Raw genomic sequence first — 25,439 nt, 5'->3', positions numbered from 1 at the left:
GCGCTGGCGCGCCGCTAATCCAACCTACACCACTTGCAAAGCAGGCCGGCGTAGGTCCGCTTAGCGCTCCGCGCGTAAGCCGACACCACCACTCAAGACGAAGGTAAAGCTGGCGCGGTTGTTGACGACAACGGAAACGGGGCTTACCGCGTCAGCATGACCGTCGAGACCTTGCCATCCGCCACCGTCACTTCGGAGGTCAGCGTGCCGCCCTGCTTGCTTTCGACGGGCGTGAAGGCGCCCGGATAGAACACCGACCACGTCACGTTGGTGGTGACGTAATAGGTGCCATCGGGGACTTCCGTGAATTCGAACCGGCCGTCGCTGTCGGCCATGGTCGTGCGGTCATAGTCGCGGATCTTCGGGCTGACGGTGCCGACCACCTGACGCTTGTACAGCGAGGCAGGCAGCATGGCCAGCTTGCGGGCATACTCCGTCTTCGGTCGCAAAGTGACCTTCTCGCCACCGGCCTTCTTGAATTCGCCGCCCTTGGTCTTCATGAAGGCCTGGCCCTTGACACCGCCAGTACCGTTTTTTTGCAAGGCGTCATATTCCGCCTGCTGGAATTCCGGCATGACAACGGGTGGACGCGGCGTCGAGCATCCCATCAGCACTGCGGCCAGCACGCTCAAAGACAGTAATTTCAACATTTTCCCCTTGAATATTATTTCTATAAAAAAATATTATATGCAATTGGAAAGTTAAAAACCAGGCAATCGTCTCATGCGCGAAGCGGGCCTCCGGCTGGCGCGGCACATCAGGCGTAGGTCGGCTTAGCGCTCCGCGCGTAAGCCGACACCACCACCATCACTCATCGTGATGTTCATGATGCTCGGCCGCCCCATGCTTCCAGTAACTGGCCACATGCAGATGCTGCTTCGGCACCCCGCCTTCAATAAAGTGCCCGCGCAAGCCCTGCACCTGCGCATGCTCGCACGCCACCCACACATAGCCGTCGCCTTCTGACGGCAGCGTGACCTGACGCAGCGCGTCCAGCAGCAGCGGCCCCTTGCGGCCATTGCGCGCGACCCAGCGCACCTCCAGCTGCGCCGCGCAATCGAGCGCGATCTGCTCGCCGTCTTCGACGATCTCGATCACGGCAATGGCCCGTGCCGTGGCCGGCAGCTGCTCCAGGCGGCGGGCGATGGCCGGCAAGGCCGTCTGGTCGCCCACCAGCACATACCAGTCGAAGTCGAGTGGCACCAGCATCGAGCCGCGCGGGCCGCCCACGCCCAGGGTCTGGCCCGGTGCGGCTTGCGCCGCCCAGCTGGCCGCTGGGCCATCGCCATGCAGCACGAAGTCGATTTCCAGCTCGCGCCGCGCGGCATCGTAGCGGCGTGGCGTGTAGTTGCGGGCGATGGGACGCGCGCCTTCCGCGTACTGGATGGGATTCGGGCCATTGCCCAGCACGGGGAACACGGGAGTAGTCTGCCCCGGGGCGGGGAAGAACAGTTTCACGTGGTCGTCGTGCGCCGGCGAGACAAAGCCATCGAGGTCGTCGCCCGCCAGCGTGATGCGGCGCATGTGCGGCGTGATCTGTTCGGTGCGCACGACGGTGAGCACGCGCAGTTTCAAGTCATGCCGCACGCGTTCGATGGCGTGCGGGCGTGGCGTTGCAGTTGATACAGTAGTCATTGGGTATCCTTGTAAAGTGGGCTCAGTGGCCGTCAACGATGGCGTTGGCCGCCTGTTCCAGCACGGCGGAGACGCGCTCGGCTTCCGCGTCGCTCCAATTGGTCTTGTTCAGCAGTAGCGCATGCTTCAAGGTGTGCATGGCCTGGTGCACGCGCTCGGGCAAGGCCTTGCGCGCCTGGACGCGGGCAAACATGTCGAGGCGGGCCAGGATGCCGTCGACCTGGGCGCGGTTCTCGTCGAGATATGCGCGGCCCAGGTCCGTGATCGTGTAGAGCTTCTTGCCGCTGGCGCTTTCGGACGACGTCACGTGGTCCTGCTCTTCCAGCAGGGTCAAGGTGGGATAGACGGCGCCCGGGCTGGGGGCGTACGCGCCGCCGCAACGCTCTTCGATGGCCTTGATGATTTCATAGCCGTGGCGGGGGCTGATTTCGATCAGCGCCAGCACGATCAGCGGCAAGTCGCCGCGGCCGAAGACGCGCTCGGCCCGCTCGCCGCGTCCACCGCGCCCGCCAGGACCACCGCCCATGCCGTCACCGCGCTCGTCGAAGCCGCGCGGGCCGCGGCCATGCATGGAGTATTCGTGGCGATGCTCGCCATGATGGTGGTGATGCTGGCCACAATGGCCGTGATGATGATGACCGCCGTGGCCGTGTTCTGTATGGTGTGAGTTTCTCATGTTTTCTCTTTAAAGATATATCGTTAGTAGGTATCGCTATTTTATAACGATATATCGATAAGTCAAGGAGAAATTTGTTATGCTCGTCTTTCCCCACTCCACACGCCGATGCCATGTCCGAAAAAACCTTTGCTGAAAAAATGTATGTGAAAAATGCCACGGCCCTGGCCGTGCTCAATGACGGCGGCGAGCATGAGGCATTGCTGGCGCAGTTGCCGGCCGAGCGGGTGGTACGGGAAGGTGAAAATGCGGACTGGATACTGCTGTTCGCGCGCAGCCGCGCGGAACTGGAGCAATTCCTGCCAGCGGCGCAGGCGCGCCTGGCGCCCGGTGGCGCACTGTGGGTGGCGTACCGCAAGGGTGGAATCAAAGCGGGCAGCGATATCCACCGCGACGATATCCGCGACTTTGCGCAAACCGTGGGGCTCGACAGCGTGGCGATGGTCGCCATCGACGCGGACTGGTCGGCGCTGCGCCTGAAGCAGGTGTAAGGACGGTCTAGGCGATGCCGTGCAGCGCCAGCGCCCATTCCACATGTTCGCGCACGATGGCCGACGGGTGCTCGCGGCGCGACAGCAGGGCCGCGACGATGTCGGCCTGGCCCTTGGCCTTGGCGGCCGCGTTGCCCATGCCGACGGCCAGGTTGCGCAGCCAGCGTTCGTGGCCGATGCGGCGGATCGCGCTGCCTTCCATGCGGCGGTTGAATTCCTCTTCCGTCCAGGCGAACAGCTCCACCATGCCGGCGCTGCCCAGGCTGTGGCGCTCGTCGAAGTCCGGCACGACGGCGCGCTGGGCGAACTTGTTCCACGGGCAAACGGTCTGGCAATCGTCGCAGCCGTACACCTTGTTGCCGATCAAGGGGCGCATTTCGACGGGAATGGCGCCTTTCAATTCGATGGTCAAGTAGGAGATGCAGCGGCGCGCGTCGAGCTGGTACGGCCCCAGGATGGCTTGTGTCGGGCACACCGTGATGCATGCCGAGCACTGGCCGCAGCGCGGCGTTTCCGGCGGGTCGACGGGCAGCGGCACGTCGATGAGGATCTCGCCGAGAAAAAAGAAGGAGCCGCCCTGGCGGTTGATGAGCAAGGTGTGCTTGCCGCGCCAGCCCAATCCCCCTTTTTGCGCCAGCTCGACTTCCATCACGGGCGCCGAATCGCTGAAGACGCGGTAGCCGAAGTCGCCGATCTCGCCCTTGATGCGGTCGGCCAGCTGCTGCAGGCGCGAACGCATCACCTTGTGATAATCGCGGCCGCGCGCGTACACGGAGATCACGGCCGCTTCAGGGTCGGCGTCGCGCGCCGCCTCGCGTTCGCGCCAGTCCGGTCCCAGCGCCGGCGGCAGATAATTCATGCGGGCGCTGATGGCGCGCACCGTGCCCGGCACCAGTTCGGCCGGGCGCGCGCGCTTCATGCCGTGGCTGGCCATGTAATCCATTTCGCCGTGATACCCTGCATCGAGCCAGGCTTGCAAGGGCGCTTCCATGTGCGACAGGTCGACGTCGGCGATGCGCACCTCGGCAAAACCCAGCTCGCGCCCCCATTCCTTGATGGTGCGCGCCAGGACGGCGAGATCGGTGACGGTGGCGGACATAAGGGACTTTACGGAAAACGGCAGGCGCGCGGGCGGTTACAATGACAGCAGCCTCCATTTTATGCGATACCGAAGATAATGACCGAACACTTCAAAGCCCACCTCCACGACGAAGCCGGCACCGCCGCGCTGGGCGCCGCGCTGGCGCGCGCGCTGGCGCCGGGCCTGGCGATCTACCTGCACGGCGACCTCGGTGCCGGCAAGACGGCCCTCACGCGCGCCCTGCTGCACGCGGCCGGCCATGCGGGCCACGTGAAAAGCCCCACCTACACCTTGTCCGAACCGTACACGGTGCAGCTCGATGGCCAGCGCGTCAACGTCATCCACTTCGACCTGTACCGCATGGGCAGCGCCGAGGAATTCCTCGATGCAGGCTTTCGCGAAGACTTCGACGGCCGCAATATCTGCATCGTCGAATGGCCGGAGAAAGCCGAACCGGTACTGCCGCCGGCCGACCTGAATATTTATTTGAACGTTGCGGGTACAGGACGTGATGTAGAATTGCAAGCGTCTTCTGAATTGGGTCTGTCATGCCTTCACCGTCTCAAATTCGCCCCGAACCTTTGATCTCCTCGCCCATCACCCGGCGCACGGTCCTCAAGGCCGGCGGCACCCTGCTGTTGTCCGTGTTCGCGCCCATGTCGGCGATGGCGGCGCAAATTCTCGCCGTGCGCGTCTGGCCGGCCGAGGACTACACGCGTGTCACCCTGGAAAACGACAGCATCCTCAAGGCGACCCACTTCATCGTCAAGGATCCGGAACGGCTGGTGGTCGACATCGAGGGGCTGGAACTCAATCCCACCTTGAAGGGCCTGGTGGCGAAGATCCAGTCGAACGACCCGTACATCAAGCAGGTGCGCGTGGGCCAGAACCGGCCCAACGTCGTGCGCCTGGTGTTCGACCTGAAAGAGGAAGTCACGCCGCAGCTGTTTACCCTGCCGCCGGCCGGCTCCTATAACCACCGCTTGATCTTCGACCTGTATCCCGTGCGCGAACCGGACCTGATCGCGCAGATGATCGAAAAGGGCGACTGGTCGAGCGACCCGGCCAAGCCACCGATGGCCGACACGCACACACCGCCGCCCGCGCTGCCTCTGCCCGAGAGCGGCAAGCCGCCCGTGGCCGCCGTCACACCGGCAACACCGATCGTGCCGCCCGTGCCCGACGTACGTCCGGAACAGCGCCCCGAAGCGCGCCCCCAGCCTGGCCAGAAAGTGATGCGCATGATTACCATCGCGCTCGATCCCGGCCACGGCGGCGAAGACCCGGGCGCCATGGGCAGCCGGGGCAGCCGCGAAAAAGACGTGGTGCTGGCCATCGCCAAGCGCCTCAAGACCAAGCTGGAACTGCAGCCGAACATGCGCGTCATGCTCACACGCGACGCCGACTTCTTCGTCCCGCTGGGCATGCGCGTGGAAAAAGCGCGCAAGGTGCAGGCCGACCTGTTCGTCTCCATCCACGCCGACGCCTTCATCCAGCCGACGGCGCGCGGCTCGTCCGTGTTCGTGCTGTCCGAAAAGGGCGCCACCTCGACGGCCGCGCGCTGGCTGGCCAACAAGGAAAACCAGGCCGACCTGATCGGCGGCGTGAACGTGAAGAACCACGACAAGCAGCTGGCCAGCGTGCTGCTCGACCTGTCGACGACGGCGCAGATCAATGACAGCATGAAGCTGGGCAAGGCCGTGCTGCGCGAAATCGGCGGCATCAACCGCCTGCACAAGGGCTCCGTCGAGCAGGCCGGCTTCGCCGTGCTGAAAGCGCCCGACATCCCTTCCATCCTGATCGAGACGGCTTTTATTTCGAATCCGGAAGAAGAAGCCAAGCTGACCGACAACGGCTACCAGGACCAGATGGCCGACGCCATCGTCACGGGCATCAAGAATTATTTTGCGAAGAATCCGCCGCTGGCGAAAAGCCGCCTGACCTGACATGAAAGCCTAGCATGAGCGAGAGTATCTTTGGCGAGCTGCCGGCCGTGACCATCCGCGCGGCCGATGGTGCGCAGGCGACCGTCACCCTGTACGGCGGCCACCTGGTCTCGTGGCAGACCAGCGATGGCCAGGAGCGCCTGTTCTGCAGCCGCGATTCGGCCCTCGACGGCAGCCGCGCCATCCGCGGTGGCGTACCCGTGATCTTTCCCCAGTTCGGCGCGCGCGGTACGGGCATGCGCCACGGCTTTGCGCGCGTGGCAACGTGGCAGCTGGAATCGAGCGGCGACAGCGATGGCGCCGCATGGGCGCAGTTTATCCTGACCCAGGCCGACTTGCCCGAAGCGATCGCCGCCAGCTGGCCCTGCGCCTTCACCTTGTGCCTGCGCGTGGCCGTCAAGGCGCAGGCGCTGGAACTGGACCTGTCCGTGCACAACACGGGCGAGCAGGCGTTTCCGTTTTCGGCCGCCCTGCATACGTATTTTTCGATTGATGATTTGAGCGAAGCGCGCATCAAAGGCTTGCAGCGCGTGCGCTATTCGGACGAGACGCCGCAAGATGCCCTGCAGGCGGAAGAAGTGCTGCAATTTTCGGACAAGCTGGACCGCATCTACTACCAGCTGCCGGGCGCCTTGAGCCTGCAGTCTGGCCGCCACACCCTGCGCCTGGAGCAGCAGGGCTTTACGGACGCCGTCGTGTGGAACCCGGGCGCGCAAGACGCGGCCGCCCTGCCCGACCTGGCCGACGACGAGCAGCCGCGCTTCATCTGCATCGAACCAGCGCTGATCCAGCCCGATACGCTCGCTGCCGGCGCCGAATGGACCGGGCGCCAGCGCCTCGCATTCGTTTAATTCGATTCCTTGATGATGCGGCCATTGGTCGGCTGAACCGGGCGCGCATTCAAGGGATACAGGCGGCTGAACAGCGCCATCTGCGCCGGCGACGCCTGCACCGGTTGCTTCATTACCATCCACAGCACGCCTTCGCTGCAAGGCGGCTCCGTCATCGATCCCATGTACGTGTAGTAGTCGCGCCGCGCCGGCAGCATTTCGGCCGGGTCGAGCAGGATGGTCGGCTGCATGGTCTCGAATTTTTCCAGCGGCAGGTTGTTCCACACGGTCTGGATGGTCGCTTGCGGCGCACCGCGTTCGAGCAGCAGCGCCAGCACGGCTTGCCGGCCTTCCGCGTCTCGGTGCACCAGGTGTACCACCATCTCGAAGGCCTTGCCATTGATACGCTCTTCGGACGGGCGGTGGAAATGGAATTGCTGCAGCTCGAACATGCGGTTCTGCACCGTGATGTAATTGCCGCCGCTCACGCCCACCTGCACCGTGTGGCCATTGTCGATCACGTTGAACGACGACGGGCGGTAGTCAAAGCTGATCTGCTCGAGCTCCACCTTCATGCCGTCGCGGATATCGATCGGCGACTGGCGGCTGCCATTGCCGCACTTGCCCCAGTCGACATTGATCTTGCTCCAGTTGGCCGGACCGCTGTCGCCCTCGTACGACCAGTGCGTGCCGCGCGGCACGGGTGGCGGTGGCGGCGGCGCGGCCTTCACCACGGCGGCGCGCTTGGCGCGGGCGGCGGCGCGGGCAGCTTGGGTGGCGCGCATTTCCGCCAGGCGCGCAGCGATGCGTTCGGACAGGTCGACTTCGGCCGCTTCCTCCTTTTCGCGCGCCGTGGGCGCGACGACGACAGGCGCCTTGGCCTCCTTGCCCTTCACCGATTCGGTCAGGGTTTTCATGGCGGCCGCGCGCGCCGACGCCGACATGGGCGCGGATGCGGTGGCGCTCGCCGGGGCGGGGGCATCTTTGGCGCTTGCCATGGCCGTCATCACGGCAAGGCTGCAAGCTAACAGGGCGCTCAAATGTCGCATGGAAATCCAGAAAGTGAGAATACCTTCTGGTTTACGGCTGTGAAGCAACAAAACTTGAATCAGGGCAGGAGCAAAACAGAAGTACCGAAGAGAAAACGGGATCCAGGGCCAGCTGCGGACGGCGCCGCAGCATGCTTGCCCTGGATCTTTGCAGCAATTACGCCGACTTGCCGACCATGCGCTTGTAGAGTTTCCACATGCCGCCCAGTACCACCGGCACGACGGCGGCGCCGACACCGATCAGCACGATCAAGGTCAGATGGTCGCGGATCCACGGGATATTGCCGAAGAAGTAACCCGCCGTGACCAGACCGACCACCCACAACAGGGCGCCCGTGATGTTGTACATCTGGAAGCGCGCATGCGTCATATCGGAAATGCCGGCCACGAACGGGGCGAAGGTACGCACCACCGGCACGAAACGGGCCAGGATGATGGTCTTGCCACCGTGCTTTTCAAAGAATTCATGCGTGCGGCGCATGGCGTCCTTGTTGATCCAGCGGTAATCGTGGGTAAACACCCTCTGCCCGATGGCCTCGCCTATCCAGTAATTGAGCGTATTGCCCGTGATGGCCGCCGTGACGAGCAGGAAGATCAGCAAGCCCAGGTGCATCTGTCCCGTCGCGCAAAACGCGCCGGCGATAAACAGCAAGGTATCTCCAGGGAAGAAAAACAGCACCACGAGGCCTGTCTCGCAAAAAATAATGGCGAACAGCACCGCATACACGAGGGTGCCGTACTGCTCGATCAAGATACCCAACGTCTTGTCGACATGCACGATCATGTCGAGGAATTGCACAAAATCCATATATTTTTCCCTAAAGGTAGCGGCGGAATCATACACCACCCGGCCCGCGCAACGGCAGTCCCCGGGCCGATATTTCTGGATTAATTATGCGGCGCCCTTGCGCGTGTGGCAATTTAAGTAAAGGTTAAGGAAACACCATATCGGCAGGCAACTCTCAGGATTACGGTATGCAATGTTTTTACGACGAAATATTGCCATTCCGGTATACACTTTCTGCACGGCGCAACCCGCGCCGACCAGGAGAAAACATGTATCGACACCCACTGAGCGGCCTGACCATGGCCACCGTACTGGGCCTTGCACAGCTGGCCGCCCACGCGGCGCCCGTCCAGATCAAGGCGTCCGCCGAACTGCCCGCCAAGGCGACCTTGGCCGACGTGATCAAGGCCTCGAAGCCGTCCGACTGGCGTCCGCTGGACCCGGACAACACCCTGTACCTGGACATTCCCGCCGGCCGCGTGGTGATCGAATTGGCGCCCGACTTCGCGCCGAAACACGTGGCCAACATCAAGGCCCTGGTGGCGGAACAGTATTACGACGGCCTGGCCATCACGCGCGCTCAGGACAACTGGGTGGCGCAGTGGGGCGATCCGAACGAGAAGAATCCCAAGCCGATACAGCATGCGCAGCGCACCCTGCCCGGCGAATTCACGGTACCGCTGAAAAATATCAAGAGCTTCACGCGCCTGCCGGACGCCGATGGCTATGCGCCGCAAGTGGGCCATTCAAACGGTTTCCCATCGGCGCGCGATCCGAAAACCGGCACAGCCTGGCTCACGCATTGCTATGCCACCGTCGGCGTGGGCCGCGACAGCGCCAGCGACAGCGGCGGCGGCACGGAGCTGTACACCGTCATCGGCCAGTCGCCGCGCCACCTGGACCGCGACATCACCGTCGTCGGCAGGGTCGTCTCCGGCATGCCATTGCTGTCCACCCTGCCGCGCGGCACGGGGCCCATGGGCTTTTATGACAGCCCCGAGAAAAACGTGCCGATCAAGGCCATCCGCCTGGCCGCCAGCGTGCCGCCCGAGCAGCGCAGCAAGCTGGAAGTGATGCGCACCGACAGCGCCGCCTACCAGGCCGTGCTGGAAGCCCAGCGCCACCGCGGCGGCCCGTGGAGCAAGGTCACGGCCGGCCACGTCGACGTGTGCAATGCGCCGATACCGGTGCGCGAGGTGGGGAAGTAGGCCAACTTTTAGCCCAAGAGCAAGGGCTGGGGTCAGACCCGACGGGTCTGACCCCGGTATAATTGACGCATGAACGCTCCCATTACGCCCCACCGCCCGATCCAGGCCTTGCCTGACCAGTTGATTTCGCAAATCGCCGCCGGCGAGGTGGTCGAGCGGCCATCGGCCGTCGTCAAGGAACTGCTGGAAAACGCGCTCGACTCGGGCGCCACGCAGATCACGGTGCGGCTGGAAGAAGGGGGCGTGAAACGCATCGCCATTACCGATAACGGCCGCGGCATCGACAAGGATCAGCTACCGCTGGCCCTGGCGCGCCACGCCACGTCGAAGATCGCCTCGCTGCACGACCTGGAAAACGTGGGCACCCTGGGCTTTCGCGGCGAGGCGTTGGCCTCGATCGCCTCGGTGGCCGCCGTCACCGTGACCTCGCGCACGATGGATGCGGCCCATGCGTGGGAAATCGTCGGCTCGCACAATGGCAGCGTCTCGCCATCATCGGGCGCGCACGGCACCACGGTCGACGTGCAGGACCTGTATTTCAACACGCCCGCGCGGCGCAAATTCCTCAAATCCGAGCAGACGGAATACGGCCACTGCGCCGAAGTCGTGCGCCGCATCGCGCTGGCGCGGCCGGACGTATCGTTCTCGCTGTCGCACAACGGGCGCACCATCGACCAGTGGAATATCAGCGAACTGGCCAAGCGCAGCGCGCACATCCTTGGCAACGACTTCGCCGAAGCGCGCCTGGCACTGGACGAGTCGGCCGGCAGCCTGCGCATACACGGTTTTGCCGGCTTGCCGACGGCATCGAAGGCGCGCGCCGATGGACAGTTCTTTTATGTCAACGGGCGCTTCGTGCGCGACAAGCTGCTGGTGCACGCCGTGCGCATGGCCTACCAGGACGTGCTGCATGGCGACCGTTTTCCATCGTACGTGCTGGCGCTCGACCTCGACCCGGCCCTGGTCGACGTCAACGTGCACCCGTCGAAGATCGAAGTGCGCTTCCGCGACAGCCGTTCCGTGCACCAGTTCGTCTTCCACGCCGTGCAGCGCGCGCTGGCGCAGACGTCGGCCACGGCCTTTGGCAGCGTACCGGCGCCCCTGCCGGCCGCTTCCAGCCTGGGCGGCGATACCGCCAGCGCGGGTTTGGGTGGCCCCGGCATCTGGCGCCGCGAGCAGACGCAAACGTCGTTCGGCGCGCAATTTACGAATACCTTCGCGCCCGCCTCGCCCGGCGCGAACCGTCCCTTCTTTGCCGACGCGCCGGGCGTGGCCCAGGACACGGCGGCCTATGGCGCCCTGTTCGGCGGCGGTGCTGCATCCTCGCCGATCACGCAGGTGGAGCCGTACATCGCCTCGCCCGAAGCGATGGCGCGCGAAGAGTATCCGCTGGGCTTTGCCCTGGCCCAGCTGCATGGCATCTACATCCTGGCACAGAACACCAAGGGCCTGGTGCTGGTCGACATGCATGCGGCGCACGAGCGCATCCTGTACGAGCAGCTGAAAAACGCGCTGCAGGCGCAGGTCTCCGGCCAGGACATGCAGGTGCAATCCTTGCTGATCCCCGTCACCTTCTATGCGGACGCCATCGAAGTATCGACGGCGAATGAAAACCAGGACACGTTGAAAGCGCTGGGCTTCGATATCGCCGCCCTGTCGCCCACCACTCTGGCCGTGCGCAGCGTGCCGACCCTGCTGAAAAACGCGGACGCGCAAACCCTGGCGCGCGACGTGCTGCGCGACGTGCGCGAATACGGCGGCTCGCGCGTGCTGATCGAGCGCCAGAACGAATTGCTGGGCACCCTGGCCTGCCACACGGCCGTGCGCGCGAACCGGATCTTGTCGGTGCAGGAAATGAACGCCCTGCTGCGCCAGATGGAGAGCACGGAACGCGCCGACCAGTGCAACCATGGCCGGCCGACGTGGGTGCAGGTCGAGATCAACGCGCTCGATAAATTATTCCTGCGCGGCCAGTAGGTCGGATTAGCGCAGCGTAATCCGACACTGCAGCGGCGGCATCACGTCGGATTACGCTTGCGCTAATCCGACCTACGCATCACCTTACACGAGTCAACATGCAAAACATCTCCTCCCTCCCCCTGGCCGTTGCCATCATGGGCCCCACGGCCAGCGGCAAGACGGCCAGTGCGCTGGCCATCGCGCAAGCGATTCCGTCCGAGATCATCTCCGTCGATTCTGCCCTCGTCTACCGCGGCATGGATATCGGCACGGCCAAGCCGTCGAAGGAAGAACTGGCCGCCGTACCGCATCATCTGATCGACATCATCGACCCGCTGGACGCCTATTCCGTGGCGCAGTTCCGCAACGATACCCTGCGCCTGGTAAGCGAAATTTCCGCGCGCGGTAAGCTGCCGCTGCTCGTCGGCGGCACCATGTTGTACTTCAAGGGCCTGGCCGATGGCCTCGACGATCTGCCCGGCGCCGATCCTGTGCTGCGCGCCCAGCTGGAAGAGGACGCGGCCGCCATCGGCTGGCCCGCCATGCATGCGCGTCTGGCGCAGCAAGATCCCGTCACGGCAGCGCGCCTGGCGCCGCAGGACGCGCAGCGCATCGGCCGCGCGCTGGAAATCATCGCCCTGTCCGGCCAGCCCATGTCGGCCCTGCTGGACCGCCGCGAAAAGACCGTGCTGCCGTTTCAATTGCAATCGTTCGCGCTCGAACCGTCGGACCGCGCCGTGCTGCACGCGCGCATTGCCGCGCGTTTCGACCTGATGCTGAAAAACGACGCCCTGCTCGATGAAGTGGATGGGTTGCGCCGGCGCGGCGACCTGCACCCGGGCCTGCCGTCGATGCGCTGCGTGGGATACCGCCAGGCCTGGGACTACCTCGATGGCCGCATCGACCGCGCCGCCCTGCGCGAGACGGGCATCATCGCCACGCGCCAGCTGGCCAAGCGCCAGCTGACCTGGTTACGCTCGATGCCGGAACGCATCGTCATCGATTGCCTGGGCGCTGATCCGGCCTCGTCCATGCTGGCGCAAATTGTCCCTTTGCTGAAATAAGCATCGCCACACAACAACTGGCCAAGCGCTAGGCTCGACTTAGGCTACGCTCAATGTCGGAACGCATCGTCATCGATTGCTTGGGCCCTGATCCGGCCTCGGCCATGCTGGCGCAGATCCAGCCGTTATTGAAATAATCATGCCTGCGCCGGCGCGTGAAAAAACCGCACATTTTTTTGCGCCGGCATTGACAAGGAAATGGGAAGACTGGATAATGCTCGGCTGTTGGGTGATATAGCTCAGTTGGTTAGAGCACAGCATTCATAATGCTGGGGTCGGTGGTTCAAGTCCACCTATCACCACCAAAGAACATCGATCAGGTTTCCTCTGGTCAAAACGAGCATCCGGTCTGACCGGTCTGTTTGGTGATATAGCTCAGTTGGTTAGAGCACAGCATTCATAATGCTGGGGTCGGTGGTTCAAGTCCACCTATCACCACCAAGAATTTGCAGTATGAAGAACCCGCCCCTGCCCCGTGCAGCGGCGGGTTTTTTCATTTCCGGCAGCACCGCGCATGCGGCCTGCGCGCAACAACTGTCCCATCCACATGCAATCGGGGATTGTGACAAGTCGCCTCTGCCGCTTACAATGAGAATAATTCTCATTTATATTATTCATCCCCCATGTCCGCCATCCAGCCCAGCCTGCAACAGCAAGTGCACACGCTCTACAGCGAGCATCACGGCTGGCTGGTGGGCTGGCTGCGCAAGAAACTCAGCTGCCCGCATGGCGCGGCCGACGTGGCGCAAGACACTTTTTTACGCATCATCGCCTCGCGCGACGCCCTGTTCGGCATGCGCGAGCCGCGTGCCTATCTGTCGACGACGGCCAAGCGCTTGCTGCTCGACCGCGCGCGCCGGCAAGTACTCGAGCGCAGCTACCTGGCGGAACTGGCCCTGCTGGCCGACAGCCTGCCCGGTGCGCCCTCGCCGGACGAGATCCTGATGGCCGTACAGGCGCTCGGGCAGATCGCCACGGCGCTGGACGGAATATCCGCCAAGGCGCGCGAGGCCTTTTTGCTGCACTACCTAGAAGAACAGCCGCAGGCTGCCGTCGCCGCGCAGCTGAACGTCTCCACGCGCATGGTGCAAAAATACCTGGTGCAAGCCTTGCTGGCCTGCCGCCACGCCTGCCCGGCCATGGCGGCATGAGCGGCACGCGCACCGATATCGCCGCCGAGCAGGCCGCCCGCTGGATCGTGCGGTTGAGCGCCGACGACCCGGCCGAGCGCGACACGGCGCGGGCCGGTTTCGCCGCGTGGAAGGCGGCCGATCCGCTGCACGCGACAGTAGCCGTCGGCATGGAAAACCTGCTGCGCCAATTGAATGCCGTGCGCGAGCCGGCCGGCGGCGACCATCGCCCCGCGCGCGCCGCCCTGGCCGCCATCGCGCCCAAGCGCCAGCGTCTGCGCCAGCTGGCCGCCGCCAGCGCCGTGGCCGTGCTGGTGCTGACCGGCGCGCTGGTCCTCGGCGAGCGCCCCGCCTACCTGCTGGCCGACCTGCGCAGCCCCACGGGACAATGGCAGACGCACACCCTGGCCGACGGCAGCCGCCTGACCCTGGCCGGCGGCAGCGCCGTCAACGTACGCTTCAATGCGGGCGAACGGCATGTGGAGCTGGTGCAGGGCGACATCCTCGTCGACGTGGCCAAGGATGCGCAACGCCCCTTCATCGTCGACAGCAAGCAGGCGGCGATCCGTGCGCTGGGCACGCGCTTTGCCGTGCGCAGGGAAGACGACGCCACCATCCTCAGCATGCTCGAATCGACAGTATCGGCGCAGGTGCCGCAGCATCGGGCCGTCGTGGTGCAGGCAGGCCAGCGCACGCGCATCACCGACGATGGCGTCGGGCCACTGACCAGCATCGATGCGGCCAGCGTGCAGCAAGCGTGGCGCGCGCACCAGCTGGTGGTCGACGACTTGCCGCTGGCCGACGTGCTCGACGAGCTGGCCCGCCACCGTCACGGCCAGCTGCATTACGACCGCACACAGATCGCCGGCATCCGCGTGGCGGCCGTGCTGCCGCTGGACGACACGGACAAGGCGCTGCAGCTGCTGATCGACAATTTCCCGCAGCTGCGCATCCGCATGCTGACGCGCTACCTGGTGATGGTGGACGCCCCCGCCAAAAAGTAAATATTTTTTGCATTCGCGGTTCCACTTTGCGCATCTCGTGCGTCAAGGCAGCTGAGATCAATCAAAAAAGGCTGTCACCATGTCCGCTCGTATCCTTACCGTTTCCTCGCCGCGCGCGCTGCGCACGCGGCTCCATCCCCTGGCCCTGGCCGCCCTGCTGCTCGCTGGCGCCGGCATGCACGTCCAGGCAGCCGCCCAGGCACAGGCCAGCCTTGCCACCGCCAGCTACGCCATTCCCGCCGGCCCGCTGGCCGGCGCCCTGAACCGCTATGCGCAGCAGGCGGGCGTGTCCATCGTCATCGACGCGTCCAAGGTGCAGGGACTGCAGACGGCCGGCCTGCAGGGCAGCTACGCCATCGACGACGGCTTTGCCGTGCTGCTGCGCGGCAGCGGCTATGCCATCGGCAAGACGGCAACCGGCTATGTGCTGGTGGCCGCGCCGGCATCCGCCCCCACGGCAGCGGCAAGCGCCGCCTCGGCGGCCGAGCGCACCATGCCCTCGATTACCATCGTCGGCCAGGCCGAGCAAGGCGCCACCACGGAAGGCAGCGGCTCCTACACGGCGCGCAAGATCACCCTCGGCAAGGGTGAGCAGTCGATGAAGGACATGCCGCAATCGGTCAGCGTGCTGACGCGCCAGCGCCTGGACGACCAGGGCATCACGGACTTGCGCGAAGCCGTCAACAACGTCACCGGCGTGGTCGGCGTGCATGGCGTGGGCGCGGGCGTGGTGATCACCTCGCGCGGCTTCCAGATCGACCAGTGGCAGTACGACGGCGTGCCGATCGACCGCAACACCTATGCGCTGGGTAACTGGGGCCAGGAAAACATGGTCATCTACGATCGCCTGGAAGTGCTGCGCGGCGCATCGAGCCTGCTCGAAGGCACGGGCAGCCCGGGCGGCTCCGTCAACCTGGTGCGCAAGCGCCCGCTGGCCACGCGCCAGGTCGCGCTCACGGGCCGCGCCGGTTCGTGGGACCATTACGGCGCGCAGCTCGACGTCAGCACGCCGCTGAATGCGGAAGGCACTTTGCGTGGACGCGCCATCATCGATGAAGACGACAGCCACTCCTTCATCGACCAGGTCTGGAGCAAGAACCGCACCGTGTATGCGGCGCTCGACTACGACCTCGGTCCCGCCACCACCGTGGGCCTGGCCGTGAGCAACGTCAATGGGCGCGGCCGCCCGATGTTCATCGGCCTGGCGCGCTACGCCGACGGCAGCGAACTGGGATTGCACCGCTCGACCTATACGGGCGCCGACTGGAACCGCAGCAAGGTGGAACAGACCACCGTCAACCTGGACCTCGAGCACCACTTCAACAGCCGGTGGACCTTCAAGACGGCCGCGCTGGGCGTCAATGAACGCACCAATTCGACCCACCAGCGCATGGCCGGCACCATCAAGGCCGATGGCAGCGGTTCCATGTACGGCGACTTCTCCACCGATTTCAAGAACCAGAAGCGCGGCATCGACGCCTTCGTGCGCGGCAAATTCGATGGCCTGGGCATCGCGCAGGAAGTCGTCATGGGCGCCAGCTATGTGAAATTCCACTCCGACGACCGCTATGCGCGCGCCTGGACGCAAGGCGCGCAGATCTTCAATATCAACCACCACCGTCCATGGCAGGACTTCGACACCATCGCCGCGCGCGGCGTGAGCTCCAGCAGCACCTACGACATGCGCCAGAAAGGCCTGTACGGCACCTGGAACGGCCAGTTGACCAGCAACCTGAAAGCGCTGCTGGGCGGGCGTTTCAGCTGGTATGACTTCGAGTATGCCCCCAAGGGCGGCACGGCGGACAGCACCAGGGTCACGGCCAAGTTCACGCCATCGGCGGCCCTGATGTATGCGCTGACGCCGCAATGGTCCACTTACGCCAGCTATGCGGGCGTGTTCCAGCCGCAGACGAACCGCAACGCGGCGGGCCAGGTCCTGAAACCGGTCACGGGCGACAGCTATGAAGCCGGTGTCAAGGGCGAGCTGCTGGACGGCAAAGTCAACACCTCGCTGGCCGTCTTCCGCTACGAGCACAAGGACCGCGCCGTCAACGACTACGCCGCCGGTTTCGCCTGCGACGGCTGGTACTGCTCGCGCGCCTCGGGCAAGGTGCGCAGCCAGGGCCTGGAAGCGGAAGTGTCCGGCGAAGTGGCGCGCGGACTGCAACTGTCGGCCGGCTATGCCTACACGACGACGACCTACCTCGACGACCCGGACAACAAGGGCGAGGTCTTCTCGACGTGGACGCCGAAGCACATGCTGCGCCTGTGGTCCGGCTATACCCTGCCAGGCGAGTGGAACAAGTTCAGCGTCGGCGCCGGCGTGAACATGCAAAGCCACACGCTGGACTTCGGCCGCTCGTTCGACGTGGCCGGCTTCTCGCTGTGGAACGCGCGCCTGGCCTGGCAAGCCACGCCGCAGCTGTCGCTGGCCGTCAACGTCAACAACCTGTTCGACAAGCGCTACGTGATCCCGTCGTACAACGACACGGGCGGCAATAACCACTTCGGCGACCCGCGCAACGTGCAGCTGACCCTGAAGTACACGCCGAAGTGGTAGGCTGACGCGCTGCGCTGACAGCACAGGCGGGCCGGCATTCAGCCGTGCCCGCCTTTTTTTCCGCTTTTTTTCGTTCAGTGCTAGGCTGGCGTACGAGAAATATTCACCACGAAAAAACCATGCCCTTACTGCTACCCCTGTCCAGCATTGCGCTGGCCCTTGCCCTGTACGCCAGTCCCGTCCTGGCCGTGGAAGGCCATTACCAGACCAAGACGCCATATGCGCCGCAGCAGGACCCGGCCACCTATGCCGCGCCACCGGCCGGCTTCCAGCCCATCTACACGCAACTGGTGGCGCGCCACGGGTCGCGCGGATTGACCGGCATGAAGAGCGATGCGGCCCTGTATGCGATGTGGCAGCAGGCCGCCGCGCAGGATGCGCTCACGCCGTTGGGGCGCGAACTGGGTCCCGACATCCTGGCCCTGATGAAGGCCAACGCGCTGCTTGGTTATGGCGTGGCCGGCATCGAGAAACCCGGCTACGGCAATCTGTCGCAGACGGGCATCGAGGAACACCGGCAGCTGGCCGTGCGCATGCTGGCGCGCCTGCCCGCCCTGTTCGCGCAAGTGGGCCAGGACGCAGCGACGGCGCCGCGCCAGCTCGTCACCATCGATTCCGGCGTGGACCGCGCGCGCGACAGCGCCCGCTTTTTCACGCAGTCGCTGCTCGAGCACGCGCCCGCGCTGGCGCCCTTGCTCTACCTGCCGCCCGCGCCGGCGCCGTACCCGCAGGGACGCAAGGCGGTACCGCAAGCGGATGGCGTCAACCGCTTCCTGCTGTACGCGCACAAGCTGGCGCCGCGGACGGATCTTGTCGCCGATCGCGCCAACCCGTATTACGCCACCTATGCCGCCAGCCAGGCCTACCAGTACTACGAAAGAACCAAGCAGCTGCATGCGCTGATGGATGCCCCCGCCAGGCTGCCTGCGGCGGCCGCGCATGCGCGCCACGTGCTCGAACGGCTGTTCGCACCCGCCTTCCTCGACCAGCTCGAGCGCGACGCCGCCAGCTATGCGGACACGGGCAGCTACACCTTCACCAGCGCGGACGGCCAGCTCACGCGCACCATGACGGGCAGCGGCAAGACCGCCATCCGCAGCCTGAATGCGGCCGCGACAAAACTATATGAACTGTATGCGATCGCCGCCGGCATGCGCCATGAAGTGCCGGCCGATTTCAGCCGCTACATGCCCGCCGAGGATGCGCGCTACTATGCCGATATCGCCGACCACGAGGATTTTTACCAGAAAGGACCGGGCAGCACGACCAGCGCAGGCGTGACCTGGCGCTTCGCGCTGGCCTTGCGCGACGATTTTTTCAAGGAAGTCGATGCGCTGGCCAGCGGCGATGTGCGCCACGCGGCCAAGCTGCGCTTCACGCACGCCGAGATGATCATCCCGCTCGCTTCGGCCTTGGGCTTGAAAGAGGCGCTGGCACCGCTGCCGGCACCGGCCAGCGACAGCCATGACGGCCCTCGATGGCGCGGCCAGAGTATCTCGCCGCTGGCAGCCAACATGCAGTGGGATGTGTACCGCAACGGTACAGGACAGCTGATCGTGCGCCTGCTGTACAACGAAAAGGAAACCGATTTCCAGGCCGCTTGCGACGGCGCGCGCATCGCGCCCGGCAGCGTCTTCTACGACTATGCGGGACTGAAAGCCTGCTACGGCCACGTGGCAACGCCGTAGGCACAAAAAAAGCCGCCAGCTTATGCAACTGGCGGCTTTCGACCATCGTGTAGCAAGCAGTTACTGCCAGGCTTCCTTGCCCTCGCGCGGCTTGCCCACCATCAGCAGCGCGCCCAGGGTCAGCACGGCCGCCAGCGACAGGTAATAGCCCACGTATTGCAAACCGTAGTTGGTGGCCAGCCAGGTGGCGATGTACGGCGCCAGCGAGGCACCGAGGATGCCGGCCAGGTTGAACGTCAGCGAAGCGCCCGTATAGCGCACTTCGGGCGGGAACAGCTCGGACAACATCGTGCCCAGCGGTCCGTAGGTCATGCCCATCAGGCCCAGGCCGACGGCCATGAAGACGGTCACTTCCCAGGTCACGCCCGAGCCGAACATCGGCGCGAGCACCAGGCCGAAGATGGCGATGGCGACGGAGACCCAGATCAGGGTGGCACGGCGGCCACGGCGGTCGGCCAGCACGGCCGAGAATGGAATCGTCAGGGCGAAGAACAGCACGGCAAACAGCTGCACGATGAGGAATTCCTTGCGCGTGAAGCCCAGCTTGGTCGTGCCCCAGCTCAGTGCGAACACCGTCATCAGGTAGAACAGCACGAAGGTGGCCAGGGCGATGATGGTGCCCAGGAACAGCATGCGACCATGCTGGCGGAACACGGTGGCGACTGGCAGTTTGACGACTTCGTTCTTGTCGATGACTTTCTGGAAGTCCGGCGTTTCCGTGATCTTCAGACGCACGTACAGGCCGACGATGACCAGCAGCGCGCTGGCCAGGAACGGGATGCGCCAGCCGTAGCTGAAGAACTGTTCATCGGTCATGGTTTCGCTCAGCAGCAGGAAGATACCGCCCGACAGGAAGAAGCCGATCGGCGCACCCAGCTGCGGGAACATGCCGTACCAGGCGCGTTTGCCCGGTGGCGCGTTTTCCGTGGCCAGCAGCACCGCGCCGCCCCACTCGCCGCCCAGGCCCAGGCCCTGGCCGAAACGGCACAGCGCCAGCAGCAGCGGCGCCAGGGTGCCGATGGCGGCATACGTCGGCAGCAAGCCGATGATGACGGTCGAGATACCCATGGTCAGCAAGGCCGCCACGAGAGTGGCCTTGCGGCCGATGCGGTCGCCGAAGTGGCCGAACACGGCCGAACCGATGGGGCGGGCGAAGAAGGCGATGGCGAACGTGGCCAGCGACTGCAGCACGGCGGCCGACGGGTCGCCGGCGGGGAAGAACAGTTTCGGGAACACCAGCACGGCGGCGGTGGCGTAGATATAAAAGTCGAAGAACTCGATGGTGGTGCCGATCAGGCTGGCGAACAGCACCGTGCCGGGGGAATTTTTCTTGGGGGGGGTGCTCATTTACTGCGCTCCTTGGGGAGGGTGTCTAAAGGCCATTCTCTGGATGTTTTTTCAGGCAGCAGCACAGCACGTTGTCTAGGCGCGCGGTTCACATATCATAGCTGTGCTCGGGCGTAATTGCTGCGAATTTGCTATTAAATTCGCAAACAAATTCCACACCGCAACACGCCGTTGTTAACGGCAGACAACGGTGTACCAACGCGCGCTATCGCGCCGCGATCAGTGCTGATTTAGAGAAACAACGGTCGTGCGCCATCCGGTTACCCGGGGCACGGCAGGAAAGGCGTCAGGGGGTGGGCGACGTGTATCAGGCCCGGCGTATCGCCAGGCATTCCGTACCAGACCCGCGCGTCGGCATCGCGGCATCGGTCATTTGTGGTGAGTCCTTGCCTGCGGCCCCTCCGGGTGGAGCGGGCCGGCGATCATCGCGCTGCATCACTCAGGATGCGGTTGATCTTGCTGTAAGCGGCTTATGATACGCGCAGTGGTGCGGTGCGGCAAGAAGTTGTGGACAACTGCCGGGGTCAGACCCGGCGGGTCTGACCCCAAGTTATGCCGCAATCAGGGCAAACGCCCTGGAGATGTCCGCACTGTCGAGCGGGCGCACGAGGCGGGCCACTTCCTGGCCATCCTTGAGGAAAATCAAGGTCGGCCACAGCTTCACCTTGAACGAACGCCCCAGGACGCGGCCGGGGCCGTCTTCCACGCGGATATGCGGCACGCCAGGGTGCTGCGCAAACGCGGCGGCCAGCGGCGCCTGGGTGGCGCGGCAGTGACCGCACCAGCCCGTGCCGAATTCCAGCAGGGCCGGCCCGGTCAAGGCGTCGATCTCGGCGCGCGTGGGTTGTGTTACGGAATACGTGTCGTTCATCATGTGCGTCTCCTTGAGAACTTAGACCACTTTCACGCGCAAGGTGCCCAGGCCATCGATGGCGCCCACCAGCTCGTCGCCGCGCTGCACGGCCGCCACGCCGGCCGGCGTACCCGTGTAGATCAGGTCGCCCGGCTGCAAAGTGAAATAGGTCGACAGGTCGGCGATGGTTTCAGCCACGTTCCAGATCAGCATGTCGATGGTGCTCGCCTGGCGCAGCTCGCCGTTCACGTGCAGGGTGATGGCGGCATGGCCAATGTCACCCGCCTGCGCGGCCGGGGTGATGGGGCCGATGGGCGCCGAGTGCTCGAAGGCCTTGCCCGTGTCCCATGGACGGCCCAGTTTTTTCGCGGCGCCCTGCACGTCGCGGCGCGTCATGTCCAGGCCGATCGCATAACCCCACACATGGCTCAGCGCATCGGCCACGCCGATGTCGCTGCCGCCCTTGCCGATGGCCACCACCAGTTCCATCTCGTGCTGGAAATCCTGCGTCTGCGCCGGATACGGCAGTTCGCCCGTCGTGCCGGCAGGCACGGGCAGCACGGCATCGTTTGGTTTCATGAAGAAAAACGGCGCCTCGCGGCCCGTGTGGCCCATTTCCTTGGCGTGGTCGACGTAGTTGCGGCCCACGCAATAGATGCGATGGACGGGAAAGCTGTCGGCGCTGCCCGTGACGGGAACGCTGGGCTGGATCGGTGCGGGAATGACATACGACATGAAAACTCCTGATCGGCACGATAAAAAAGCGGTGATGAAAAAGGGACACCGCAGTGTCCCCCATTTTACGACAAGCTTACTTCAGCAGTCCCGAGCGGCTCGGGTCCGGCATGCGGATGGCGACGATGAAGGAAATCAGGCACATGACGGTCACGTACCAATAGAAATACTCTTCCACGTGCCAGGCCTTGAACTGCAGCGCCACGTATTCGGCCGAACCGCCGAACATGGCGTTGGCGACCGCATACGACAGGCCCACGCCCAGCGCGCGCACTTCGACGGGGAACATTTCCGCCTTGATCAAGCCGCTGATCGACGTATAGAAGCTGATGATGGCCAAGGCGATGATGATCAGGCCAAACGCCGCGTACGGGCTGGTGATGTCTTTCAAGGCATGCATGATGGGCAGCACGCACAGGGTGGCCAGGCCGCCGAAGAACAGCATCGAGGTACGGCGGCCGATGCGGTCGGACAGGGCGCCGAATACCGGTTGCAGAATCATGTAGACGAGCAGAGCGCAGGTCATGACGGCGCTGGCCGTCTTGGTATCCATGCCGGCCGTGTTGACCAGGTATTTCTGCATGTAGGTGGTAAACGTGTAGAACACGAGCGAGCCGCCGGCCGTAAAGCCGAGCACCGTGATGAAGGCGCGCTTGTGCTTGAGCAAGCCGCGCAAGCTGCCCGCATCCTTGTCCTTGCGCTCGCTGGCGGTGGTCGTTTCCGTCAGGGATTTACGCAGGTTCAGCGACACGAGAGCCGCCAGGGCGCCGAAGACGAACGGGATGCGCCAGCCCCAGGCACGCAGCTCTTCCAGGGTCAACAGTTGCTGCAAGACCACCAGCACCAGCAAGGCCAGCAATTGGCCGCCGATCAGGGTCACGTACTGGAACGAGGCGAAGAAGCCGCGCTTGCCCGACTCCGACACTTCGCTCATGTAGGTGGCGCTGGTGCCGTATTCGCCGCCCACGGACAGGCCCTGGAACAGACGCGCCACGAGCAGCAGGAACGGCGCGAAGGCGCCGATGGTGTCATAGGTCGGCATGACGGCGATCATCAACGAGCCGCCGCACATCATCAGCACGGAAATCATCATCGACTGGCGGCGGCCGTATTTGTCGGCGATGCGGCCGAACAGCCAGCCGCCCACGGGACGCATGAGGAAGCCGGCGGCGAAGATGCCGGCCGTCTGCAGCAGCTGCGTCGTCGGGTTACCGGAGGGGAAGAAGGCGTGCGAGAAGTACAGCGCGCAGAACGAGTAAATGTAGAAGTCGAACCATTCGACCAGGTTACCGGAGGAAGCGCCAATGATGGCCTTGATGCGCTGCTGGGAAGTCAGCTGCGCAACGTCATGCGGAGTATCGTGGGATGTCATATCAGTCTTTTTGTTCGTGTGAAAAAGCCAACGCCAGCCCGGTTGCCCGGACTGGTTTTGCATCATACGCCCTTGATCAGAGTCAAAAAGCCGCCCGGCATACGGGTTAATACGTAGCGCCGGCAACTATTTTTCGCCTGCGGGCGTGTGGAATCAGACCCGTTCCAGCACCAGCGCAATACCTTGGCCCACGCCGATGCACATGGTGCAAAGCGCATAGCGGCCGCCCGTGCGGTGCAGCTGGTTGACGGCCGTCATGGCCAGGCGCGCGCCGGAGGCACCCAGCGGGTGGCCCAGGGCGATCGCGCCGCCGTTCGGATTGACGCGCGCGTCGTCGTCAGGCAAGCCCAGCTGGCGCAGCACGGCCAGGCCCTGCGCGGCAAACGCTTCGTTCAGTTCGATGACGTCGAAGTCGGCCAGGGTCAAACCCGTCATGGCCAGCACTTTCAGGGTGGCGGGCGCGGGACCGATGCCCATGATGCGCGGCGCCACGCCGGCCGTCGCCATGGCCACGACCCGGGCGCGCGGCGTCAGGCCAAAGCGGGCCGCGTTCGCCTCGTCGGCCAGCAGCAGGGCCGCCGCGCCATCGTTGACGCCGGACGCGTTGCCGGCCGTAATCGTGCCATCGGCGCGCACAACGGGTTTCAATTTGGCCAAGGTATCCAGGGTGGTGGCACGCGGATGCTCGTCGCGGCTGACAATGATGGGCTCGCCCTTCTTTTGCGCGATGCTGACGGGGCAGATTTCACTGTCGAACACGCCCGCCTGCTGCGCCGCCAGCGCCTTGACCTGGCTGGCCAGGGCGAACGCATCCTGGTCCGCGCGGCTGATGCCGAAGTCGCTGGCCACGTTTTCCGCCGTTTCCGGCATCGAATCGACGCCGTACCGCGCCTTCATCAAGGGGTTGATGAAGCGCCAGCCGATGGTCGTGTCTTCCATTTTCATGCCGCGCGAAAAAGCGCTGTCGGCCTTGCCCATGACGAATGGCGCGCGGCTCATGCTTTCCACGCCGCCGGCGATCATCAATCCCGCTTCGCCGCTCTTGATGAAGCGGGCGGCGCTGCCGATGGCGTCCAGGCCCGAGCCGCACAGGCGGTTCAGGGTGGCGCCCGGCACGCTGTCGGGCAATCCCGCCAGCAGGGCGGCCATGCGCGCCACGTTGCGGTTGTCCTCGCCCGCCTGGTTGGCGCAGCCGTACAGCACGTCGGTGACGGCAGTCCAGTCCACGTCCGGGTTACGGGCCATCAAGGCACGGATGGGCACGGCGCCCAGGTCGTCGGCGCGCACGCCGGACAGGCCACCGCCATAGCGGCCGAATGGCGTACGCTGGGCGTCACAGATAAAAGCGTGGTGCATGTTCTCTCCTCCAAGAAAGTGTTGAATTAACGTCCGTCCGTCAGCGACACGGCCGTCAACGCTTGCAGCTGTTCAAAACTCAAGCCATCGACCAGTTCGACGACCGTGGCGCCGGCGGACGACAAATCGAGCACGGCCAGGTCGCTGTAGATGCGGCTGACGCAGCCGATACCGGTGAGCGGATAGGTGCAGGCCTGCACCAGCTTGCTTTCACCGGTCTTGGTTAGCAATTCCATCATGACCCAGGTTTTTTTCGCGCCGATGGCCAGGTCCATGGCCCCGCCCACGGCGGGGATGGCGTCCGGCGCGCCCGTGTGCCAGTTGGCCAGATCGCCCGTGGCGGACACTTGAAACGCGCCCAGCACGCAGATGTCGAGGTGGCCGCCACGCATCATGGCGAAGCTGTCGGCATGGTGAAAATAGCTGCCACCGGGCAGCAGGGTGACGGGCTGCTTGCCCGCGTTGATCAGGTCGTAGTCTTCCTCGCCGGGCGCCGGTGCGGGGCCCATGCCAATCACGCCGTTTTCGCTGTGCAGGATGATGTCCGCGCCAGCCGGCAAGTGGTTCGCCACCAGGGTCGGCAAGCCGATACCGAGGTTGACGACACTGCCTTCATGGATGTCGGCCGCCACACGGGCCGCCATCTGGTCTCGATTCCATTTGTTCAT

Annotated in this window: 23 protein-coding genes and 2 tRNA genes; 13 read left to right on the top strand and 12 right to left on the bottom strand. The window is 64.6% G+C overall.

Translation table 11 applies throughout. The annotated features are described in order from the left end of the window. Nucleotides 1–143 precede the first annotated feature (143 nt). From SKZ59_RS02755 to SKZ59_RS02745, 3 genes are all read right to left on the bottom strand, one after another. Nucleotides 144–650 (bottom strand): carboxypeptidase-like regulatory domain-containing protein, encoded by a 507-nt coding sequence (locus SKZ59_RS02755; RefSeq protein WP_319990757.1) that lies wholly within the window; start codon nt 648–650, stop codon nt 144–146. Nucleotides 651–807: 157 nt separating this feature from the next. Then, nucleotides 808–1,635, bottom strand: coding sequence for a siderophore-interacting protein (locus SKZ59_RS02750; protein ID WP_051990799.1), 828 nt, complete (start codon nt 1,633–1,635; stop codon nt 808–810). A gap of 22 nt (nt 1,636–1,657) precedes the next feature. Continuing rightward, nucleotides 1,658–2,206, bottom strand: coding sequence for a PadR family transcriptional regulator (locus tag SKZ59_RS02745; protein ID WP_034746852.1), 549 nt, complete (start codon nt 2,204–2,206; stop codon nt 1,658–1,660). A gap of 218 nt (nt 2,207–2,424) precedes the next feature. On the opposite strand from SKZ59_RS02745, the gene SKZ59_RS02740 reads away from it, so the two are divergent. After that, nucleotides 2,425–2,802, top strand: coding sequence for a DUF3052 family protein (locus tag SKZ59_RS02740; RefSeq protein ID WP_319990756.1), 378 nt, complete (start codon nt 2,425–2,427; stop codon nt 2,800–2,802). 7 nt (nt 2,803–2,809) lie between these two features. Here SKZ59_RS02740 and queG read toward each other — a convergent pair whose 3' ends face one another. Then, entirely contained in the window at nt 2,810–3,901 is a 1,092-nt protein-coding gene (queG, locus tag SKZ59_RS02735) for a tRNA epoxyqueuosine(34) reductase QueG (RefSeq protein WP_070301251.1), read from the bottom strand. A gap of 78 nt (nt 3,902–3,979) precedes the next feature. On the opposite strand from queG, the gene tsaE reads away from it, so the two are divergent. The 3 genes from tsaE to SKZ59_RS02720 are packed head-to-tail and all read left to right on the top strand — an operon-like array spanning nt 3,980 to nt 6,680. Beyond that, nucleotides 3,980–4,468: a tRNA (adenosine(37)-N6)-threonylcarbamoyltransferase complex ATPase subunit type 1 TsaE gene (gene tsaE / locus SKZ59_RS02730; protein ID WP_034746843.1), complete on the top strand. Its 489-nt coding sequence runs from the start codon at nt 3,980–3,982 to the stop codon at nt 4,466–4,468. Further along, entirely contained in the window at nt 4,432–5,829 is a 1,398-nt protein-coding gene (locus SKZ59_RS02725) for an N-acetylmuramoyl-L-alanine amidase (protein WP_034746839.1), read from the top strand. The genes tsaE and SKZ59_RS02725 overlap by 37 nt, the downstream gene beginning before the upstream one ends. Before the next feature lie 14 nt (nt 5,830–5,843). Then, entirely contained in the window at nt 5,844–6,680 is an 837-nt protein-coding gene (locus tag SKZ59_RS02720) for a D-hexose-6-phosphate mutarotase (protein WP_319990755.1), read from the top strand. On the opposite strand, the gene SKZ59_RS02715 is transcribed toward SKZ59_RS02720, so the two are convergent. Further along, the gene (locus SKZ59_RS02715) at nt 6,677–7,708 is read right to left on the bottom strand and encodes a carbonic anhydrase family protein (protein WP_319990754.1); all 1,032 of its coding nucleotides are present in this window, start codon (nt 7,706–7,708) and stop codon (nt 6,677–6,679) included. The genes SKZ59_RS02720 and SKZ59_RS02715 overlap by 4 nt on opposite strands. Before the next feature lie 157 nt (nt 7,709–7,865). Beyond that, nucleotides 7,866–8,516, bottom strand: a complete 651-nt coding sequence (locus SKZ59_RS02710; protein ID WP_139091208.1) for a VTT domain-containing protein — start codon at nt 8,514–8,516, stop codon at nt 7,866–7,868. 248 nt (nt 8,517–8,764) lie between these two features. On the opposite strand from SKZ59_RS02710, the gene SKZ59_RS02705 reads away from it, so the two are divergent. The 9 genes from SKZ59_RS02705 to SKZ59_RS02665 all read left to right on the top strand — a co-directional run bounded on the left by SKZ59_RS02705 (nt 8,765) and on the right by SKZ59_RS02665 (nt 19,108). Next, on the top strand, nt 8,765–9,703 hold the full coding sequence (locus SKZ59_RS02705) for a peptidylprolyl isomerase (protein ID WP_319990753.1): 939 nt from the start codon (nt 8,765–8,767) through the stop codon (nt 9,701–9,703). 69 nt (nt 9,704–9,772) lie between these two features. Beyond that, nucleotides 9,773–11,680: a DNA mismatch repair endonuclease MutL gene (gene mutL, locus SKZ59_RS02700; protein ID WP_319990752.1), complete on the top strand. Its 1,908-nt coding sequence runs from the start codon at nt 9,773–9,775 to the stop codon at nt 11,678–11,680. A gap of 98 nt (nt 11,681–11,778) precedes the next feature. Continuing rightward, the gene (gene miaA, locus SKZ59_RS02695; RefSeq protein WP_319990751.1) at nt 11,779–12,726 is read left to right on the top strand and encodes a tRNA (adenosine(37)-N6)-dimethylallyltransferase MiaA; all 948 of its coding nucleotides are present in this window, start codon (nt 11,779–11,781) and stop codon (nt 12,724–12,726) included. Between the two features lie 228 nt (nt 12,727–12,954). After that, nucleotides 12,955–13,031 (top strand) — tRNA-Met (locus SKZ59_RS02690). Nucleotides 13,032–13,090: 59 nt separating this feature from the next. Further along, a tRNA-Met gene (locus tag SKZ59_RS02685) sits at nt 13,091–13,167 on the top strand. A 182-nt stretch (nt 13,168–13,349) separates the two neighbouring features. Next, on the top strand, nt 13,350–13,877 hold the full coding sequence (locus SKZ59_RS02680) for a sigma-70 family RNA polymerase sigma factor (RefSeq protein ID WP_319990750.1): 528 nt from the start codon (nt 13,350–13,352) through the stop codon (nt 13,875–13,877). Then, nucleotides 13,874–14,860: a FecR family protein gene (locus tag SKZ59_RS02675; RefSeq protein WP_319990749.1), complete on the top strand. Its 987-nt coding sequence runs from the start codon at nt 13,874–13,876 to the stop codon at nt 14,858–14,860. Before SKZ59_RS02680 ends, SKZ59_RS02675 begins: the two co-directional genes overlap by 4 nt. 79 nt (nt 14,861–14,939) lie before the next feature. Next, nucleotides 14,940–17,420: a TonB-dependent siderophore receptor gene (locus SKZ59_RS02670; protein ID WP_319990748.1), complete on the top strand. Its 2,481-nt coding sequence runs from the start codon at nt 14,940–14,942 to the stop codon at nt 17,418–17,420. A 119-nt stretch (nt 17,421–17,539) separates the two neighbouring features. After that, nucleotides 17,540–19,108: a histidine-type phosphatase gene (locus SKZ59_RS02665; RefSeq protein ID WP_319990747.1), complete on the top strand. Its 1,569-nt coding sequence runs from the start codon at nt 17,540–17,542 to the stop codon at nt 19,106–19,108. A gap of 60 nt (nt 19,109–19,168) precedes the next feature. Here SKZ59_RS02665 and SKZ59_RS02660 read toward each other — a convergent pair whose 3' ends face one another. The 6 genes from SKZ59_RS02660 to SKZ59_RS02635 all read right to left on the bottom strand — a co-directional run bounded on the left by SKZ59_RS02660 (nt 19,169) and on the right by SKZ59_RS02635 (nt 25,439). Then, nucleotides 19,169–20,455, bottom strand: a complete 1,287-nt coding sequence (locus SKZ59_RS02660) for an MFS transporter (protein ID WP_070301241.1) — start codon at nt 20,453–20,455, stop codon at nt 19,169–19,171. Nucleotides 20,456–21,005: 550 nt separating this feature from the next. After that, nucleotides 21,006–21,329 (bottom strand): thioredoxin family protein, encoded by a 324-nt coding sequence (locus SKZ59_RS02655; RefSeq protein ID WP_319990746.1) that lies wholly within the window; start codon nt 21,327–21,329, stop codon nt 21,006–21,008. An 18-nt stretch (nt 21,330–21,347) separates the two neighbouring features. Beyond that, entirely contained in the window at nt 21,348–22,043 is a 696-nt protein-coding gene (locus tag SKZ59_RS02650) for a fumarylacetoacetate hydrolase family protein (protein ID WP_072455094.1), read from the bottom strand. Nucleotides 22,044–22,119: 76 nt separating this feature from the next. Next, nucleotides 22,120–23,415 (bottom strand): MFS family transporter, encoded by a 1,296-nt coding sequence (locus SKZ59_RS02645; RefSeq protein ID WP_034747838.1) that lies wholly within the window; start codon nt 23,413–23,415, stop codon nt 22,120–22,122. Between the two features lie 153 nt (nt 23,416–23,568). Continuing rightward, nucleotides 23,569–24,771 carry a 3-oxoadipyl-CoA thiolase gene (gene pcaF / locus SKZ59_RS02640; RefSeq protein WP_319990745.1) on the bottom strand — a complete coding sequence of 401 codons (1,203 nt, stop codon included), beginning with the start codon at nt 24,769–24,771 and terminating at the stop codon, nt 23,569–23,571. A 26-nt stretch (nt 24,772–24,797) separates the two neighbouring features. Continuing rightward, nucleotides 24,798–25,439 carry a 3-oxoacid CoA-transferase subunit B gene (locus SKZ59_RS02635; protein ID WP_319990744.1) on the bottom strand — a complete coding sequence of 214 codons (642 nt, stop codon included), beginning with the start codon at nt 25,437–25,439 and terminating at the stop codon, nt 24,798–24,800.

Source organism: Janthinobacterium sp. GMG2, assembly GCF_033949445.1.
Lineage (GTDB): Bacteria > Pseudomonadota > Gammaproteobacteria > Burkholderiales > Burkholderiaceae_D > Janthinobacterium > Janthinobacterium aestuarii.
This window is presented reverse-complemented; position numbering and strand designations above follow the sequence as displayed.